This window comes from Agrobacterium sp. ST15.13.013 (genome assembly GCF_027956525.1).
GTDB classification, from domain to species: domain Bacteria; phylum Pseudomonadota; class Alphaproteobacteria; order Rhizobiales; family Rhizobiaceae; genus Agrobacterium; species Agrobacterium salinitolerans.
In genome coordinates this window covers 199,061-213,911 of record NZ_JAQKGP010000005.1, presented here as the reverse complement: position 1 = coordinate 213,911, position 14,851 = coordinate 199,061, and the positions used below count along the sequence as shown (strand labels likewise).

Genomic DNA, 14,851 nt, shown 5'->3' with positions numbered 1-14,851 from the left:
GCTATCGTTCAGTTGATTGTGCGAAGCTGCTCAAACAGCGGACGATGGCTGCTATCTGCACGATAGAACACCGCTGGTTCGCCGAGCGGCGCCGCCACGGTGACGTTGTGTCCGCCGGGATAATGCGCACCGCTCCACAGGTGTACCCATTCACCGTCGCCCGGAAGATAGAGCGAGCGTTGCGTTTCACCCGCTTTCCACACAGGTGCGACAAGTATGTCCGGCCCGTAAAGATAGCAGTCCTGAATCGCAAAGGTCTGGCGATCATTTTCGTAATGCAAGAAGAGCGGACGTTGCACCGGCAGGCCTGTTCTTGCCGCTTCCGCGGAGAGCGATTTCAGATAGGGGGCCAGCGCGACATAGATGGATGTCATGCGGGCGAAATGGGAAAGAACCGTTTCATCCTGATCGATCTGGAGATTGTCGCGCGGCCGGTTGCCCTCGTGGGTGCGCATGACCGGCGTGAAGGCGGCCATCTCCGTCCAGCGCATGATGAGTTCCGCTGTGCGGACATTGCCGAACAGGCTGGTGTAACCGCCAATGTCGGAATGGTGATAGGCATTGCCCATGAGGCCGGAGGAGAGCGCGCCGCAGATGACGGTGACAAGGCCGTCGTGACGGGAGAAGTCTACCGACTGGTCGCCGCCCCAGATCAGCGGGCAATGGGCCTGCACACCGGTGAAGCCGGCCCGCATGAAGAACAGTGCTTCACCGGTCTTGCCCCGATTTTCGACGCCCTTCGCGTTGACCTCGGCCCAGAGCGTTGGCCAGGCATTGTGCATCAGCTTGGCATCGACGCCGTTGGACAACGTGATGTCGATCGGCAGATATTCGCCGAAATCGGCCATCCAGCCGGAGAGGCCGAAATCGAGCATGTTTTTGCCGATGATCTCTTCGGCGAACCAGTCGGCGGCGGCCGGATTGGTGAAATCGACTACGCCGCAATCGAACTCGCCGAAATCCACCAGCGCCGTTTTGCCATCGGCGTCGGTTGCGAAATAGCCGGCTTTTTCGGCGACCGGGAAAAGCGGGCCGTCGACGCAGAGATAGGGGTTCACGTAACCGAGGAAACGAATGCCCTGATCGGCAAGCTCCGCAATCTTCTGGCGCAGATGCGGGTAGCGGGTCTCATTCGCCTGCCAGTCCCAGAACAGACGGGCGCCGAAGGATGTCTGGCGCAGACCCACCCAGTCCTCGCACCACAGGCCCGACACCTTCGTTCCGGCCGCCCGGATTTTCTCCAGTCTGGTGAAGGAGTTGACGCCGTCCTTTAACCCTATGATCGCACCGCCATAAATCCATTCCGGCAATTCCGGCTGGCGGCCGAACCGCAGTGAAAGCGCAGACACGATATCGGTGAAATGATCGCCGGCGAAAAATTCGATCTTTTCGGGGATGGCCCAGATTTCGATCTCGTGGAAATCGCCGTTGCGGAAATCGAAGACCGAATAGGCGCTTGTCTCCACGTGCAGGGCGTATTTGTGCGACGACAGGTAAGTCGGCTGCGGGTAGTTGGTATTGTAATAATCGCCACCCGCCTTGCCGCTGACATCGGACTTGAAAGTGATTTCGGTGGTCTTATCGCGGCCGACCCCGGGCTCGGAGGTCCAGAGCGGGAAGCGCCGGCCGCGCATGTCGAAATAGGACATCTGCTCGCCGCCGCCCCAGACATGCTCGTCCGTTTCCGCGACGATACGCAGCCAGAGGCGATTGATCGTCTCGTCCAGCGCCGTCAGGCTGATCGCGTTGCCATCGAGCGTCAGGCGAAGGCGTGGCGCCTGTCCAGGCGCGGATGAGAGTGTGACGCTGTTGCCATTGACCTCGGCATGGCGCAGGGCGGTGCGCTCGATGACATAATCTTCGATCTCGAAATTGCCGCGATACATATCCATTCGTTCCTTGCCGAAACCGGCGAAGAAGGCCGGATTATCGGGTGAATGGGAAAGGATGGTGCGGTTGCCGATCGTAAGCGCGAAGCCGTCTTTGGTCGTTTCGAAATGCATGACTTAACCTTTTAGCCCTTGAGACCACCGGCGGTGAGACCCGAGACGACCCGTTCCTGGAAGATAACGATCAGGATCGCGACAGGCACGATGCCGACCACCAGCGCTGCCGAAATGACCGGCCAGGGGAAGGCGAATTCACCCTGATATAGCTGGATGCCGACGGGAAGCGTGCGGAGCGCTGGGTTCGAGTTGAACGAGAGTGCCAGTAGGAACTCATCCCAGGCATTGACGAAGGCAAGGATGCCGGCGGTGAAAACGCCCGGCGCGCAGAGTGGCACGACGACCTTGAACAGCGCGCCGATGCGGGTGCAGCCATCGATCATGGCGGCGTTTTCGAGGTCGCGCGGGATACTTTCGAAGAAGGATACCAGCATCAGCGTGCAGACCGGCAGCGACAGCACCGTGTAAGGCAGGATCAGCGCCGTCCAGCTGTTGAGCAGGTTGAGCGCCCGCATGATTTCGAACAGCGGCACCAGCAGCGTCACCAGCGGGAAGGTAGAAACGGCGATGATGAGCGACAGGATCAGCGCCCGGTATTTGAGGTTCAGCCGCGCCAGTGCATAGGCCGCCAGCACTGAAATCAGGATGGTGAGCGCGGTGGAAAGCAGCGCCACCATGAAGCTGTTGAACAGGAAGAGGTGCAGCGGCTGGTCGGAAAAGGCCTGCATGTAATTGGCGAGCGTCGGCGCATGCGGAAACCAGGTAATGGGTTTCGCGGTCAGTTCCGCTTCGGTCTTCAGCGATGTGAAGAGAATCCAGATCGCGGGGAAGAGGCCGTTCACCAGAAGAATGGAGGCGGCGATGAAACGCAGCGGCTTGCCGGAGAAGAAGGAGGACAGACCGGAGGAGGTGGCAACGGTGCTCATGGGATCAGTCCTTCGTCCTGATAATGCGGAGATAAACGGCGGTGACGCACATGGAAAGCGCAAACATCATGACCGCCAGCGCCGAACCGTAACCCAGATCGAGGAAGGAAACGGTGTTCTGGTGGATATACATCGCAAGCGTCGTGGTGGATGTGCCGGGGCCGCCGCCTGTCATCATGTAAGGAATATCAAAGGTCTGCAGCGCCGTGATCGTGCGGAAGATGAGCGCGACGACAATCGAGGGCTTCAGAAGAGGCAGGGTGATTTCGAAGAATTGCCGGATTTTGCCGGCGCCATCCACATCAGCCGCTTCATAGAGCGAGCGCGGAATTGTCTGCAAGCCCGCAAGGATCATCAGCGCCATGAAGGAAGAGGTTTTCCAGATGATCGTCAGGCAGATGGCCGCAAAGGCCCAGTTCGGCGAGTTGAACCAGATGATGCCTTCGAAGCCCAACCGGTTCAGCACGTCATTGACCACGCCATATTCATAATGGAAGAACCACGCGAAGATGAGACCTGCAAAGGATAGCGGCAGCGCCCAGGGAATGAGAAGGGAAAGCCGCATCGGCCACTGCATGGAAAAAGGCAGGTTGGCAAGCAGTGCGAGACCAAGGCCCATGAACAGCGCGCCCGGTACGGTGATCAGCGTGATCAGAACCGTATTCCAGGTCGTTTCCCAGAAAATCGGATCATCGAACATGGCGGTATAATTTTCAAAGCCGATAAATTCCGCCGGCAGCCCTGATGTCAGCGAAAGGCTGAAAAAGGAGGTATAGACGAGCCGCGCCACCGGATAGACGATGATGAGCGACAGCAGGATCGCCGCCGGCGCCAGGAGAAGCACGGCCAGCGACCGGTCGCCGAGGTCGAGCCAGCGCGTCCAGCGCGGCAGCTGCTTTTCGTCCACCCGGACCATGGTTCTTTCCGGCATTGTCACGTCTGCCACTCCCGCAACTGGATTCACGTCGTCGTCTCCCGATCGGACCGGTTCTTATCCGGCCCGTTTATCGCGCCGTTCAGGCGGCTTTATTCCTGTCAGTCGAAACAGCCGGAAAGGGCATGGCGCGCATGCCGCCTTCCGGCCTCAAAGCTTAGCGCAGAACGCGCCGCAGACGGCTTTCCATCTGCTTTGCACCATCTTCCGGTGTCATCACGCCGGCAAGAACGCCGTTGACGGTGGTGCGGATCGTTTCGCTCACCTCGTTGTAACGCGGAGTGACCGGACGGGCCTTTGCTGTTTCAACGACGGGCAGGGCGTCCGCGAACCACGGGATGGTCTTGGTCACGTCCGCATCCTTGTAAAGTGCGGCATAGGTGGGCAGGAGCGCGGCATTGATGGCCATGAACTTCGACACATCCTGACTGGAGAGATATTCCACCAGCTTCTTGGCTTCATCCTGCTGTTTGGAATAGGCCGAAATGCCGAACTCCCAGCCGCCGAGGCAGGTCGTCTGCTCGCCGCCCTTGACGGCCGGCAGACGGGCAACGCCGACCTTGTCGTTCACCTGTGATTCCTTGCCCTGGAAATGGGTCCAGGCGTAGGACCAGTTGACGGCGAAGAGAACCTTGCCGGCCTGGAATTCCTTGCGGGTGTCGTCGGTCGCGACTTCCGAAATATTCTTCTTGGAAATGCCTTCGTCGACAAAGCTCTTCCAGAGCTTCAGGGAATCCACCGCTGCCTTGTTGTCGAAATTCAGCTTGCCGTTTTCAACCAGCGACTTGCCCTCGCTCCAATAGGGCAGGAGGAAGGTGCAGACCGCGCCTTCGATCGCCTTGCCCTGGAAGGACAGGCCCTGAAGTTCGGGGTTCTTTTCGCCTTCCATGACCTTCTTGGAGGCTTCCTTCAGCTCGTCCCAGGTGGTCGGCGGCTTGATGCCGTATTTGTCGAGCAGGTCTTTGCGGTAATAGAGGAACATGGAGTCTGCGAAGGCAGGCAGCGCCACGATCTTGCCGTTCACCGTATTGGCTTCGGCATAGGTCGGCAGATAGGCGGACAAGTCCTTGCCGGAGAAATCGCTGGTCCAGCCGGCGGTGGCGAATTGCGCGGGGCGGATGACGTCGAGCATCAGCACGTCAAGGCTCGAATCCTTGGCCGACATGACGGTATTGAGATATTGCGCCTGCATTTCCGAGGTGTTGCCGCCGGTCTCGATGACCACTTTCACGCCGGGCGTCTTCGCTTCATATTGATCGAGCGCCTTGCGCCAGACATCCGGCTGATGCTGGCTGGAAACGAAGATCTTCAGTTCGGCATCGGCAAAGGCCTGTCCCGAAAAGGCGAGCATGGTTGCGCAAAGCGCGGCACCCATGAGGGCTTTGCCCCTGGTGGTTTTAAATGTCATGTGTTCCTCCCATTATTAAACCTGTTGGCCGCAGCGTCTCTTCGCCCGGCAATCAGTGAATCGAGCGTTCCGTCGCGGCGTCGAAAAGATGAACCTTGGACGGATCGACGCCGATCTTCAGTTCATCATTCGGAGCAGGCCGCAGATGCGGCGGCATACGTGCGGTCAGCGCCGCATCGCCGAGGCTGAAATGGACGAGCGTGTCCGAGCCGAGCGGTTCCACCACCTGCACCTTGACCGCAAGCTGCGTGTCAAAGCCCTCGACGGGGCCGAAATGTTCCGGGCGAATGCCGACGATGACTTCGCGCCCGTCGAGCCCTGTTTCGCGCGATGGCCGGATGGCTGCCATCGGCAGGGAATTGCCGTCGGAGAATGCCAACCGGTCGCCGCTCACCTTTGCGCGGGCGAAGTTCATCGCCGGAGCCCCGACGAAACCGCCGACGAACACGCTTTCAGGCCGGTTATAGACCTCGTCAGGTGTACCGACCTGCTCGATATCGCCGCCGCGCAGGATGACGATGCGGTCTGCCAGCGTCATGGCCTCCACTTGGTCGTGGGTGACGTAGATGATGGTGGTGCCGAGCTGCTGGTGCAGACGCTTGATTTCCGTGCGCACCTGTCCGCGCAGTTTGGCGTCGAGGTTGGAAAGCGGCTCATCGAACAGGAAGACCTGCGGGCGGCGCACGATGGCGCGGCCCATGGCCACACGCTGGCGCTGGCCGCCGGAGAGCTGGCCGGGCCGCCGGTCGAGAAGGTGCTCGATGCCCAGCATCTTCGCGGCCTCATCGATGCTGGCATTGGCCTGCGATGCGCTGACACCGCGCACTTTCAGGCTGAAACCCATGTTTTCACGCACCGTCTTGTGCGGATAAAGCGCATAGTCCTGAAACACCATGGCAATGTCGCGCTCACGCGGCGGCAGCTTGTTGACAACGCGGTCACCGATCTTCACTTCGCCGCCGGTAATGCTCTCCAGCCCCGCGACCATGCGCAGCGTCGTGGATTTGCCGCAGCCGGAAGGGCCGACGAAGACGACGAATTCGCCATCGTTGATTTCAAGGTCGATGCCCTTGACGATGCGAAGCGCACCGTAACTCTTGTCCAGCTTGCGCAGGCTGACCGAAGCCATATTTTCCTCCTCATGACCGGCGCGCCCAGAATTCGAATGGACGCAATAGCCGGCATCAACCTTCAAGTTCCCCGTATCGCATCTTCGAAAATCGATCCGATTGTCTGGCGATAGCGGGGAAGGCGAAACGCCTGTCTCCCTGAGGACGTGATATTACCTTTCATAAAAAGGAAATCAATAGTGTATCAATTTTATTTCTGACAGAAATCAAAAACTATTAACCCATTGATTAAAAGAAATATAACTACAAAATCAGCTCGACGGCAGGCTGCTGCTTGCTTGCCTCCCGTCAAATTCTTTCATCTATGTGGAGCACGCGAAATTTGCGCAGTCTCAACGTATGCGTGAAACGTATCGTGCGACGGTATGGTCGAACCAGGTCCATGAAACTTCGGCCACGGCGCCATCCTGCGCTTGGCTAAGACGCAACACGCGCGGCACCAGTGCGCCTGATTTCTGACCGAAGACCTCGGGCGTCCATTCCGGTACTTCACCGAGATCGATGCGATCCTCCGCCTTCGATATCCAGAGATTGAGGCGGGTGCGGTAATAGAGGTAGAGGGATTCCGACATGTTCTCGATGGCGATGGTGTCCACGTAAGAACCGTCCAGCCAGATCTCCTCGATGGCCGCGGGTTTGCCGGCGATGCGCCGCATGCGTCTTATCCTGTGCCCTTCGGTCGATGTGCCGAAAGCGGGCAGGTCAGCGGGCTTGGCAAGGCGCGCCACATCCAGAACCTCCGCCGTCGGCAGGCCGCCGCCTTCGATCAGTTCAAGCCGGAAGAAGGCGTAGACGCTTTGCGGATCGCTGACGGCGCGAATGTAATTGCCGGAGCCCTGCACGCGCTCCAGAAGGCCGCGCTCCTGCAGTTCAGCAAGCGCCTTGCGCAGCGTGCCGACGGCGATGCCGAGATCGGCCGCCATGTCGCGCTCCGGCGCCAGCTTCTCGCCATCGATCAACCGGCCCGCCGCCACTTCGCGCACCAGCATTTCGGCGATCTGCATATACATGGGCAGGCTGCCGCCAGTGTGTTTCATATACCGTTTCCTCCCCCGAAACAAAAATTGATACATCATTGATTTACATATTTCTTGATGTTATGCAAGAAAAACGAGAGCGGCCCTGAGGAGGAATTGCATGACCGTCGTACCCGTTACATCCGCTGATCTCGATGCTGCCGAGGTCTCCTGGTTTTCCGCTTTGTGTTCCGATGATTACGCCTATCTTGGCGTGCCTGACGGTAGCTTGCGTTCCAGTTTCGAACATTGTTCCGATATCGTTAAAAAGGCCGAAGAACTCGGTTTTCGCAATATCCTCTGCCCCTCATCCTATCAGGTGGGGCAGGATACGCTAAGCTTCGTCGCCGGCTGTGCGCCGATCAGCGACCGCATCAATTTTCTTGCTGCTATCCGTTGTGGCGAAATGCAGCCGATCATGCTGGCCCGTACGGTAGCGACGCTCGACCACATGTTGAAGGGCCGCCTGACGCTCAACGTCATCAGCTCCGATTTCCCCGGCGAAGTGGCTGATAGCGGCTTTCGCTACAAGCGCAGCCACGAGGTCGTTGAGATCCTGCGCCAAGCCTGGACGCGTGACACCATCGACCATGACGGCGAAATCTACCAGTTCAAGGGCGTCTCCACCGAGCCGGCACGGCCCTACCAGCAAAATGGCGGACCGCTCCTTTATTTCGGTGGCTACTCGCCGGATGCGCTGGAACTCTGCGGCGCACAATGCGACGTTTATCTGATGTGGCCTGAGACGAAGGACCAACTGGCGGATCGCATGCGCGCCGCCAATGAGCGCGCCGCCGCCCACGGGCGCACGCTGGATTATGGCCTGCGTGTTCACATGGTGGTACGCGATACCGAAAAGGAAGCCCGCGAATATGCCGACCATCTGGTCTCCAAGCTCGATGACGAATATGGCCAGCTGATCCGCAACCGCGCCCATGACAGCGGCTCGCTCGGCGTCTCGCATCAGGCGCGCGCCCGCGAACTCGCCGACAAGTTCGGTTACGTCGAACCCAATCTGTGGACCGGTATCGGTCGGGCGCGCTCCGGCTGCGGCGCAGCACTGGTCGGCTCGACGGATCAGGTTCTTTCGGCGCTGGAGGAGTACCAGAAGATGGGTATCCGCGCCTTTATCCTGTCCGGTTATCCGCATCTTGATGAGGCGGAACATTTCGGCACCAAGGTCTTGCCACAGATGAAAACCTGCTCCCTGCCGCATGCCTATGGTCGGGTGCCTTCTGAAACGCCAGCGACGCCGCTCGGCAACGGGGAACGCCACTGATGGAACGTATCGCTCTTTCTGACAAACTCGAACTCAGCCGCATCGTTTATGGCATGTGGCGCATCGGTGACGATGCCGACACCTCGCCAGCGCATGTACAGGCGAAGATCGAGGCCTGCCTCGCGCAGGGCATCACCACCATGGATCAGGCCGATATTTACGGCGGGTACACGGCGGAAGCCATTCTCGGCGGCGGCCTGAAGGCGGCACCCGGACTGCGCGACAAAATCGAAATCGTCACCAAATGCGGCATCGTCGCACCGGCTGGCCGACACTCCGCTGCCCGCGTCAAGCATTACGATACGACGGCTGGCCACATCAATGCTTCGGTCGAAGCCTCGCTACGTGACATGGGAACCGATCACGTCGATCTGCTCCTCATTCACCGCCCTGACCCGCTGATCGATGCGGAAGAAACCGGTAAGGCGCTCGATGCGCTGGTGGCTTCCGGCAAGGTCAAGGCAGTGGGCGTCTCAAACTTCCGCCCGTGGGATTTTTCGCTGCTGCAATCGGCCATGAGCAACCGGCTCGTGACCAACCAGATCGAAATGAGCCTTCTTGCCACCGATACCTTCACCAATGGCGATCTGGCTTACCTGCAGGAAAAGCGGGTTTCGCCCATGGCATGGTCGCCGCTTGGGGGCGGTTCGCTGTTCTCCGGCGCGCATGGGGGCACCATGGCTGCCTTGCAGCGTATCGGCAAGGAACAGGGCGTCGATGCGACGGCTGTCGCGATCGCCTGGCTGCTACGCCATCCGGCAAAGATCGTGCCGGTTCTCGGAACCAACAATCTCGAACGCATCAGAACGGCGGCCGATGCGCTCCGCGTGACGATGGACCGCCAGACATGGTTTGAACTCTACACCCTTGCGATTGGAAAAGAGGTGGCGTGATGACAGTGGCAGAGGCAATCAAGATGCCCAATGAGCATGTATTCGTTCCCGGCGGCGAAAACAGCCGCAGTTTCCGCAATGCGCTCGGCGCTTTCACGACAGGCGTCACGGTGGTAACCGCCACCACGCCGGAAGGTCCGATTGGCATGACGGTCAATAGCTTTGCGTCGGTATCGCTCGATCCGCCGCTGGTTCTATGGTCGCCGGCCAAAAGCTCGTCGCGTTATGAGGCCTTCAACGGCGCCACGCATTTCGCGATCCACGTACTGAGTGCCGATCAGGATGTGCTGAGCGCCCGGTTCACTCGTAATGGCCGTGCTTTCGACGATCTGGATTGGGAGCTGAACGACGAGGGCGTGCCGGTCATTCCCGGAACGCTCGCTCGTTTCGAATGCCGCCAGGCGGCAGCCCATGATGCGGGCGATCACACGATCATCGTCGGAGAAGTTCTGCGCGCAGCCCATCGTGACGGGGACCCTCTATGCTTTTCAGGCGGAGCCTTTGGCCGGTTTTCGCGGCAATAAAAGAGCCTGGCTGGATTTTCATAGTCTCTGACGAGGCTCTGTTATTGCAGCCGTAGTGCCGCGGCGGGTTTCGAGGCGCTGGAGCGCCTCGAAAATCTGCGTTAAGCGGCAACGGATTCCGGTTCGCCGGGCCCTTCCGGCTTTTGCGGTTCGGTGTTTTTTTCCGCCTTTTTCCGGCGGGAAAACACCCCGGTGAGGAATTGGCCGAACCGGTCCATTTCCACGAAGATGACGGGCGTGATGAACAGCGTCAGCAATTGCGACACGATGAGGCCGCCGACCACGGCGATGCCGAGCGGCTGGCGCAGTTCCGAACTCGCGCCCGAGCCGAGTGCGATGGGAAGTGCCCCAAGCAGCGCGCAGAAGGTCGTCATCATGATCGGCCGGAACCGGCGCACGCAGGCCTCGTGAATGGCGGTTGCTGGTCGTTCCGCTTTTTCGCGTATCAACTCCACCGCAACATCGATCATCATGATCGCATTTTTCTTGACGATGCCGATCAGCATCAAAAGGCCGATCAGCGCGATGATCGAAAAATCCATGCCCATCACCTTCAGCGCCACCAGCGCGCCGAAGGCGGCGGCCGGCAGTCCGGAGAGGATGGTCAGCGGGTGGATGAAACTCTCGTAAAGCACGCCGAGAACCACATAGATGGTCAGAACCGCTGCCAGAATAAGGATGCCGGTATTGCCCTGGCTCTGCTGGAAGATCGCCGCCGTGCCGCCATAGCTGGTGAAGACATCCTGTGGCAGACCTATCGTGCTCTTGATCTGGTCTATCCGGCTCGTGGCATCGGACAGCGCCACCCCATCCGGCAGGTTGAAGGAGATGGTGGTGGAGACGAGCTGGCCCGTCTGGTTGATGGTAACAGGCGCCTGCGTGCGGGTAAGGGTGGCGAAGTTGGAAAGCGGAACCAGAACCCCGGATTTTGCCGAAAGAATGTTGATATCGCTGAGGAAATCGTCATTCCAGGGTTTGGAACTGTCGAATTCCACAATCACGTCGTAGCTATCGCCAGTAGACTGGATTTGCGCCGCCGTATAACCGCCGAAAGACATTTCCAGCGTCTTGCGCAATTGGTCATTGGTAATGCCGAAGGCGGCGGCCTTTTCCGGATCAACGGAGATCGTGGCGGCGATCGCACCGTTCTGGGCGTCGGAAGTGACGGAGGTGAAGGTGTGGTCGCGACGCATCGCGTCCATCAGCTTATTCGACCATTCATTGGTCGTGTCGGCATTCAGACCCTGAACGACGAGCTGGTATTGGCTGGCGGAGCTGCGCCCGCCAAAGCGCAGGCTCTGCTGCGGATTGATATAGGTGCGGATGCCCGCCACTTTCGATGTGGCCTGACCCAGTTCCGCCAGCACCTGGCTGAGCGGCGCCCGCTCTTCCTTGGGCTTCAGTTCCACGAACATCGAGCCGTTGTTCAACGGATTGCGGGAATTGCCGCCGACGATAGAGGTGACGTGCACGACGGCTGGATTCTTGCGGATCTGATCGGCGACCTGCGCCTGGAGATCGCGCATCGCCGTATAGGAAATATCCTCACGCGCCCGTGTCGAAACCGAAAGACGTCCGATATCTTCCTGTGGAAAGAAGCTGGAGGGCAGGGTTTCGAAGAGATAGAGCGACGCCGCGACCGAAGCGAGAAACGATGCCAAAACGATGCGACGGTGAGAGAGGCACCAGCCGACGGCGCGGCCATAGGCGCGCAGCGTGCGTTCGAAACCCGCATCGAACCAGCGGATGATCGCAGGTGGTCTGGAGGAGTGGCCGGAGAGGCGCGAAGCGAGCATCGGCGTCACTGTCAGCGAGACCAGCGCCGAGGCCATGATAGCCAGCGTGACGACCATGCCGAACTCGTTGAAGAGCCTGCCGATAACGCCGCCCATCAACAGAATGGGAATGAAGACGGCCACCAGCGAGATTGACATGGACAGAATGGTGCCGCTGACTTCCGCCGCGCCCTGCAAGGCCGCCTCGCGCATGGGCAGGCCTTCTTCATGCAGGCGCAGGATGTTTTCCAGCATGACGATGGCGTCATCCACCACCAGCCCCACCGATAGCGTCAGCCCGAGCAGCGAGATGTTGTCGATGCTGTAGCCCAGAACATACATCATGCCGAAGGCGGTGATGAGAGACAGGGGTACTGCAAGACCGGGAATGATGGTCGCCGTCAGGTGCCCGGTGAAGAGATAGATGACCGCAACCACCAGCCCGATGGTGAGAAACAGGGTGAACTGAACGTCTGAGATCGCATCCTTGATGGCGGTCGAGGCGTCATTCATGACGTTGATGTTGACGGAGGGCGGCAATTGCTGGTGAAGCGCCGGCAGCTTCGCCTTGATGGCGTCCACGACGTCGACGGTATTGGCGTCCGGCTGACGCTGCACGGCGAGAACGATGGCCTGTTCGCCATCGAACCAGCTGCCGGCATTGGTGTTGTCGATGCTGTCGGTGACATTGGCGATATCGCCGAGATGGATCGGCGCGCCATTATTCGTCGAGACGACCAGCGAGCGGAAGGCGGCCGCATTGGTGCGCTGGGTATCGGCCTCGATCGTCAGGCGCTGATTGTCGGTCTGCAAGGCGCCAACAGGCACCTGATTATTCGCCTGGGCGATGGCCGTGGTGACGGTGTCGACGCCAAGCCCTCTTGCCTGAAGCTGGGCCGGATCAAGGCCGATGCGCACGGCATAGGTTTGTGCACCATAGATGCTCACCTGCGCGACGCCTGAAATTGTGGAGAGAAGCGGTGAGATGATGTTTTCGGCGATCTCATCCACCTTGCTGGTCGGCATTTCCTTGCTGTTGACGGCGAGCAGCAGCACCGGCGCATCGGCCGGGTTGGTCTTGCGATAGCTCGGGGTCGTCGTCATGTTGCTTGGCAATTGCCGCTGCGCGCGGGAAATTGCGGCCTGCACATCGGCCGCCGCGGCGTCGATATCGCGGTTGAGATCGAACTGCAGCACGATCGAGCTGTTGCCGAGCGTGTTGGTGGCGCTGATTTCGCTAACGCCGGGAATGGTTTCGAACTGCTTGACCAGCGGCGTGGTGACCGATGTGGCCATGGTTTGCGGCGAAGCGCCTGACAGCGACGAGGAAACGTTGATCGTCGGAAAATCCACCTTCGGCAGGGCGGCGACGGGCAGCAGGCGGAAGCCGGCAAGCCCGGCCAGCACCAGGCCTATGGCGAGAAGCGTGGTGGCGACGGGCCGGTTGATGCAGAAATTAGGAATCATTGGCCGCCAACCTGTACCTGCGGAATATTGGCGGCCAGATTGGCAGCCGCACCGCCCTTGTCGGAGAATTGCTCGACAACCGTCTGGCCGTCGGCAAGTTCGGATTGACCTTCAACGATGATATGTTCGCCACCATTAAGGCCGCTTGTTATGGCGGTGAGATTGCCATTCGAGCGGGCGACTTCCACCGGCGTCATGTGGGCATGATGCTCACTATCGACGGTATAGACGAAATTGCCCTTCGGTCCGGGGCGCACGGCGACTGTCGGCACCACGATCATTTCATCCCCCGAGACGAAATGGGCCGTGACGTTTACCGACTGGCCGGGCCATAAAAGACCGCGATCGTTCTTGAACTCCGCCTTGGCGAGCACCGTGCCGGAGGTCTGGTCCACCGTATTGTCGTAGAACCGCAGTACGCCGCTCATCGGTTCGCCTCCCGTCGCCGCGGGGTCGACATCGACTGCGGTATCCTTTGCCACGCCTTCACGAAGTTGCGGCAGGTAGCGCTGTGAAAGCCGGAAACTGACCGAGATCGGGTCATATTTGGTGATCGTCACGATGTTGACGCCCGCACTGAGATAGGCGCCGGGGCTGACCGTGATGTCGCCGAGCCGCCCATCGAACGGGGCGCGGATTTCCATATGTTCGAGCGCCACCTCATCGGATGCGAGCGTTGCCTTGTCGGCGTCGGTCTTGGCACTGGCGCTGTCGCGGGCTGCTCGGGCCTGATCCAGTACCTGTTGCGATTCAGCACTTTGCTTGACCAGATTAGCGGCGCGCTGGAAGGCGGCCTCGGTCTGTTCCAGCGTTGCCTGATCGGCGGCGATATTGGCCTTGTCCTTGTCGACGGCGGCCCGTGCGATGCGATCATCCAATTTGAGGATCAGATCGCCCGCCTTGATATGCTGGCCGTCCTTCGCGCTGATCTCCGTGACGAGACCAGCCTGAAGCGGCGCGATATTGGTGATATCGGCCGCAACCGCCCAGCCCGTCGCCTTTGCATCCATCGGCAACGTCGCTTTGCCGACGGCGATGGTACTGACGGTGGGTGGCCCGCCATTGCGCCGCCCTCCGCCCTGTCTTTGTCCCTGCTGCCGGGCCGGTTGGCCGATTTGGGAGGACTGCGCCGCCGTTTCGGCGTCGACCTTGGGAGACACGCTGGCAAATTGCTTGAGATAGGGGACTTGATCGAGCGGCAGGCGATCCTTGAAATACCAGGCACCGGCGGCTGCGATGGCAAGAACGCTGAGAGCGGTCCAGAAACGTTTCATCTGACGATTCCGCGTAATGAGAGCGATACATGTTTCCCGAACATGTGCGGCAAGCCTTGGGAGCAGCTTTCCCCCACAAGACACCCAATGCGTTGCGAAATCACCTTAAACTTTTGTAATGGCGGTGATGATGACCGTCGCCATATCCCCTGTCTTTCAAGGGCGGACGGCTTCGGTTCCTGCCCCAAGGCAATGTTTGATCACCTTCCGGTTCACCACTGGTTCCGGCCAAGGAAAAAGCCGCCTCCTTTCCGGGGCGGCTTTGGGATGAACGGCGAA

The 14,851-nt window shown here is 59.7% G+C and carries 11 protein-coding genes; 3 read left to right on the top strand and 8 right to left on the bottom strand.

Going from position 1 to position 14,851, the window contains the following annotated elements; translation table 11 throughout:
• Nucleotides 1-8: 8 nt before the first annotated feature.
• The 6 genes from PL597_RS07845 to PL597_RS07820 form a co-directional block, all read right to left on the bottom strand.
• Nucleotides 9-2,003, bottom strand: coding sequence for an alpha-glucosidase (locus tag PL597_RS07845; RefSeq protein ID WP_271364899.1), 1,995 nt, complete (start codon nt 2,001-2,003; stop codon nt 9-11).
• A gap of 11 nt (nt 2,004-2,014) precedes the next feature.
• Entirely contained in the window at nt 2,015-2,872 is an 858-nt protein-coding gene (locus PL597_RS07840) for a carbohydrate ABC transporter permease (protein WP_077984317.1), read from the bottom strand.
• Nucleotides 2,873-2,876: 4 nt separating this feature from the next.
• Nucleotides 2,877-3,788, bottom strand: coding sequence for a carbohydrate ABC transporter permease (locus PL597_RS07835; protein WP_162688087.1), 912 nt, complete (start codon nt 3,786-3,788; stop codon nt 2,877-2,879).
• Between the two features lie 175 nt (nt 3,789-3,963).
• Nucleotides 3,964-5,214: an ABC transporter substrate-binding protein gene (locus tag PL597_RS07830; protein ID WP_271364898.1), complete on the bottom strand. Its 1,251-nt coding sequence runs from the start codon at nt 5,212-5,214 to the stop codon at nt 3,964-3,966.
• Nucleotides 5,215-5,266: 52 nt separating this feature from the next.
• Nucleotides 5,267-6,343: an ABC transporter ATP-binding protein gene (locus tag PL597_RS07825; RefSeq protein ID WP_271364897.1), complete on the bottom strand. Its 1,077-nt coding sequence runs from the start codon at nt 6,341-6,343 to the stop codon at nt 5,267-5,269.
• A 333-nt stretch (nt 6,344-6,676) separates the two neighbouring features.
• Nucleotides 6,677-7,381, bottom strand: a complete 705-nt coding sequence (locus PL597_RS07820) for a GntR family transcriptional regulator (RefSeq protein WP_269824146.1) — start codon at nt 7,379-7,381, stop codon at nt 6,677-6,679.
• A gap of 100 nt (nt 7,382-7,481) precedes the next feature.
• On the opposite strand from PL597_RS07820, the gene PL597_RS07815 reads away from it, so the two are divergent.
• The 3 genes from PL597_RS07815 to PL597_RS07805 are packed head-to-tail and all read left to right on the top strand — an operon-like array spanning nt 7,482 to nt 10,056.
• The gene (locus PL597_RS07815) at nt 7,482-8,639 is read left to right on the top strand and encodes an LLM class flavin-dependent oxidoreductase (RefSeq protein WP_271364896.1); all 1,158 of its coding nucleotides are present in this window, start codon (nt 7,482-7,484) and stop codon (nt 8,637-8,639) included.
• Nucleotides 8,639-9,532 (top strand): aldo/keto reductase, encoded by an 894-nt coding sequence (locus PL597_RS07810; RefSeq protein ID WP_271364895.1) that lies wholly within the window; start codon nt 8,639-8,641, stop codon nt 9,530-9,532. The genes PL597_RS07815 and PL597_RS07810 overlap by 1 nt, the downstream gene beginning before the upstream one ends.
• Nucleotides 9,532-10,056 (top strand): flavin reductase family protein, encoded by a 525-nt coding sequence (locus PL597_RS07805; protein ID WP_077984312.1) that lies wholly within the window; start codon nt 9,532-9,534, stop codon nt 10,054-10,056. The genes PL597_RS07810 and PL597_RS07805 overlap by 1 nt, the downstream gene beginning before the upstream one ends.
• Nucleotides 10,057-10,157: 101 nt before the next feature.
• On the opposite strand, the gene PL597_RS07800 is transcribed toward PL597_RS07805, so the two are convergent.
• Both PL597_RS07800 and PL597_RS07795 read right to left on the bottom strand, forming a co-directional pair.
• Entirely contained in the window at nt 10,158-13,298 is a 3,141-nt protein-coding gene (locus PL597_RS07800) for an efflux RND transporter permease subunit (RefSeq protein ID WP_271364894.1), read from the bottom strand.
• Complete coding sequence (locus PL597_RS07795; RefSeq protein ID WP_271364893.1) at nt 13,295-14,572, bottom strand: efflux RND transporter periplasmic adaptor subunit; 1,278 nt, start codon at nt 14,570-14,572, stop codon at nt 13,295-13,297. The genes PL597_RS07800 and PL597_RS07795 overlap by 4 nt, the downstream gene beginning before the upstream one ends.
• Nucleotides 14,573-14,851: the final 279 nt, after the last annotated feature.

What these genes read in the sequence shown, in the direction of transcription:
- PL597_RS07825 (WP_271364897.1), bottom strand. Translation starts at nt 6,343, where the DNA reads ATGGCTTCGGTCAGCCTGCGCAAGCTGGACAAGAGTTACGGTGCGCTT.
- PL597_RS07795 (WP_271364893.1), bottom strand. Translation starts at nt 14,572, where the DNA reads ATGAAACGTTTCTGGACCGCTCTCAGCGTTCTTGCCATCGCAGCCGCC.
- PL597_RS07815 (WP_271364896.1), top strand. Translation starts at nt 7,482, where the DNA reads ATGACCGTCGTACCCGTTACATCCGCTGATCTCGATGCTGCCGAGGTC.
- PL597_RS07840 (WP_077984317.1), bottom strand. Translation starts at nt 2,872, where the DNA reads ATGAGCACCGTTGCCACCTCCTCCGGTCTGTCCTCCTTCTTCTCCGGC.
- PL597_RS07810 (WP_271364895.1), top strand. Translation starts at nt 8,639, where the DNA reads ATGGAACGTATCGCTCTTTCTGACAAACTCGAACTCAGCCGCATCGTT.
- PL597_RS07845 (WP_271364899.1), bottom strand. Translation starts at nt 2,003, where the DNA reads ATGCATTTCGAAACGACCAAAGACGGCTTCGCGCTTACGATCGGCAAC.
- PL597_RS07820 (WP_269824146.1), bottom strand. Translation starts at nt 7,381, where the DNA reads ATGAAACACACTGGCGGCAGCCTGCCCATGTATATGCAGATCGCCGAA.
- PL597_RS07800 (WP_271364894.1), bottom strand. Translation starts at nt 13,298, where the DNA reads ATGATTCCTAATTTCTGCATCAACCGGCCCGTCGCCACCACGCTTCTC.
- PL597_RS07805 (WP_077984312.1), top strand. Translation starts at nt 9,532, where the DNA reads ATGACAGTGGCAGAGGCAATCAAGATGCCCAATGAGCATGTATTCGTT.
- PL597_RS07830 (WP_271364898.1), bottom strand. Translation starts at nt 5,214, where the DNA reads ATGACATTTAAAACCACCAGGGGCAAAGCCCTCATGGGTGCCGCGCTT.
- PL597_RS07835 (WP_162688087.1), bottom strand. Translation starts at nt 3,788, where the DNA reads ATGGTCCGGGTGGACGAAAAGCAGCTGCCGCGCTGGACGCGCTGGCTC.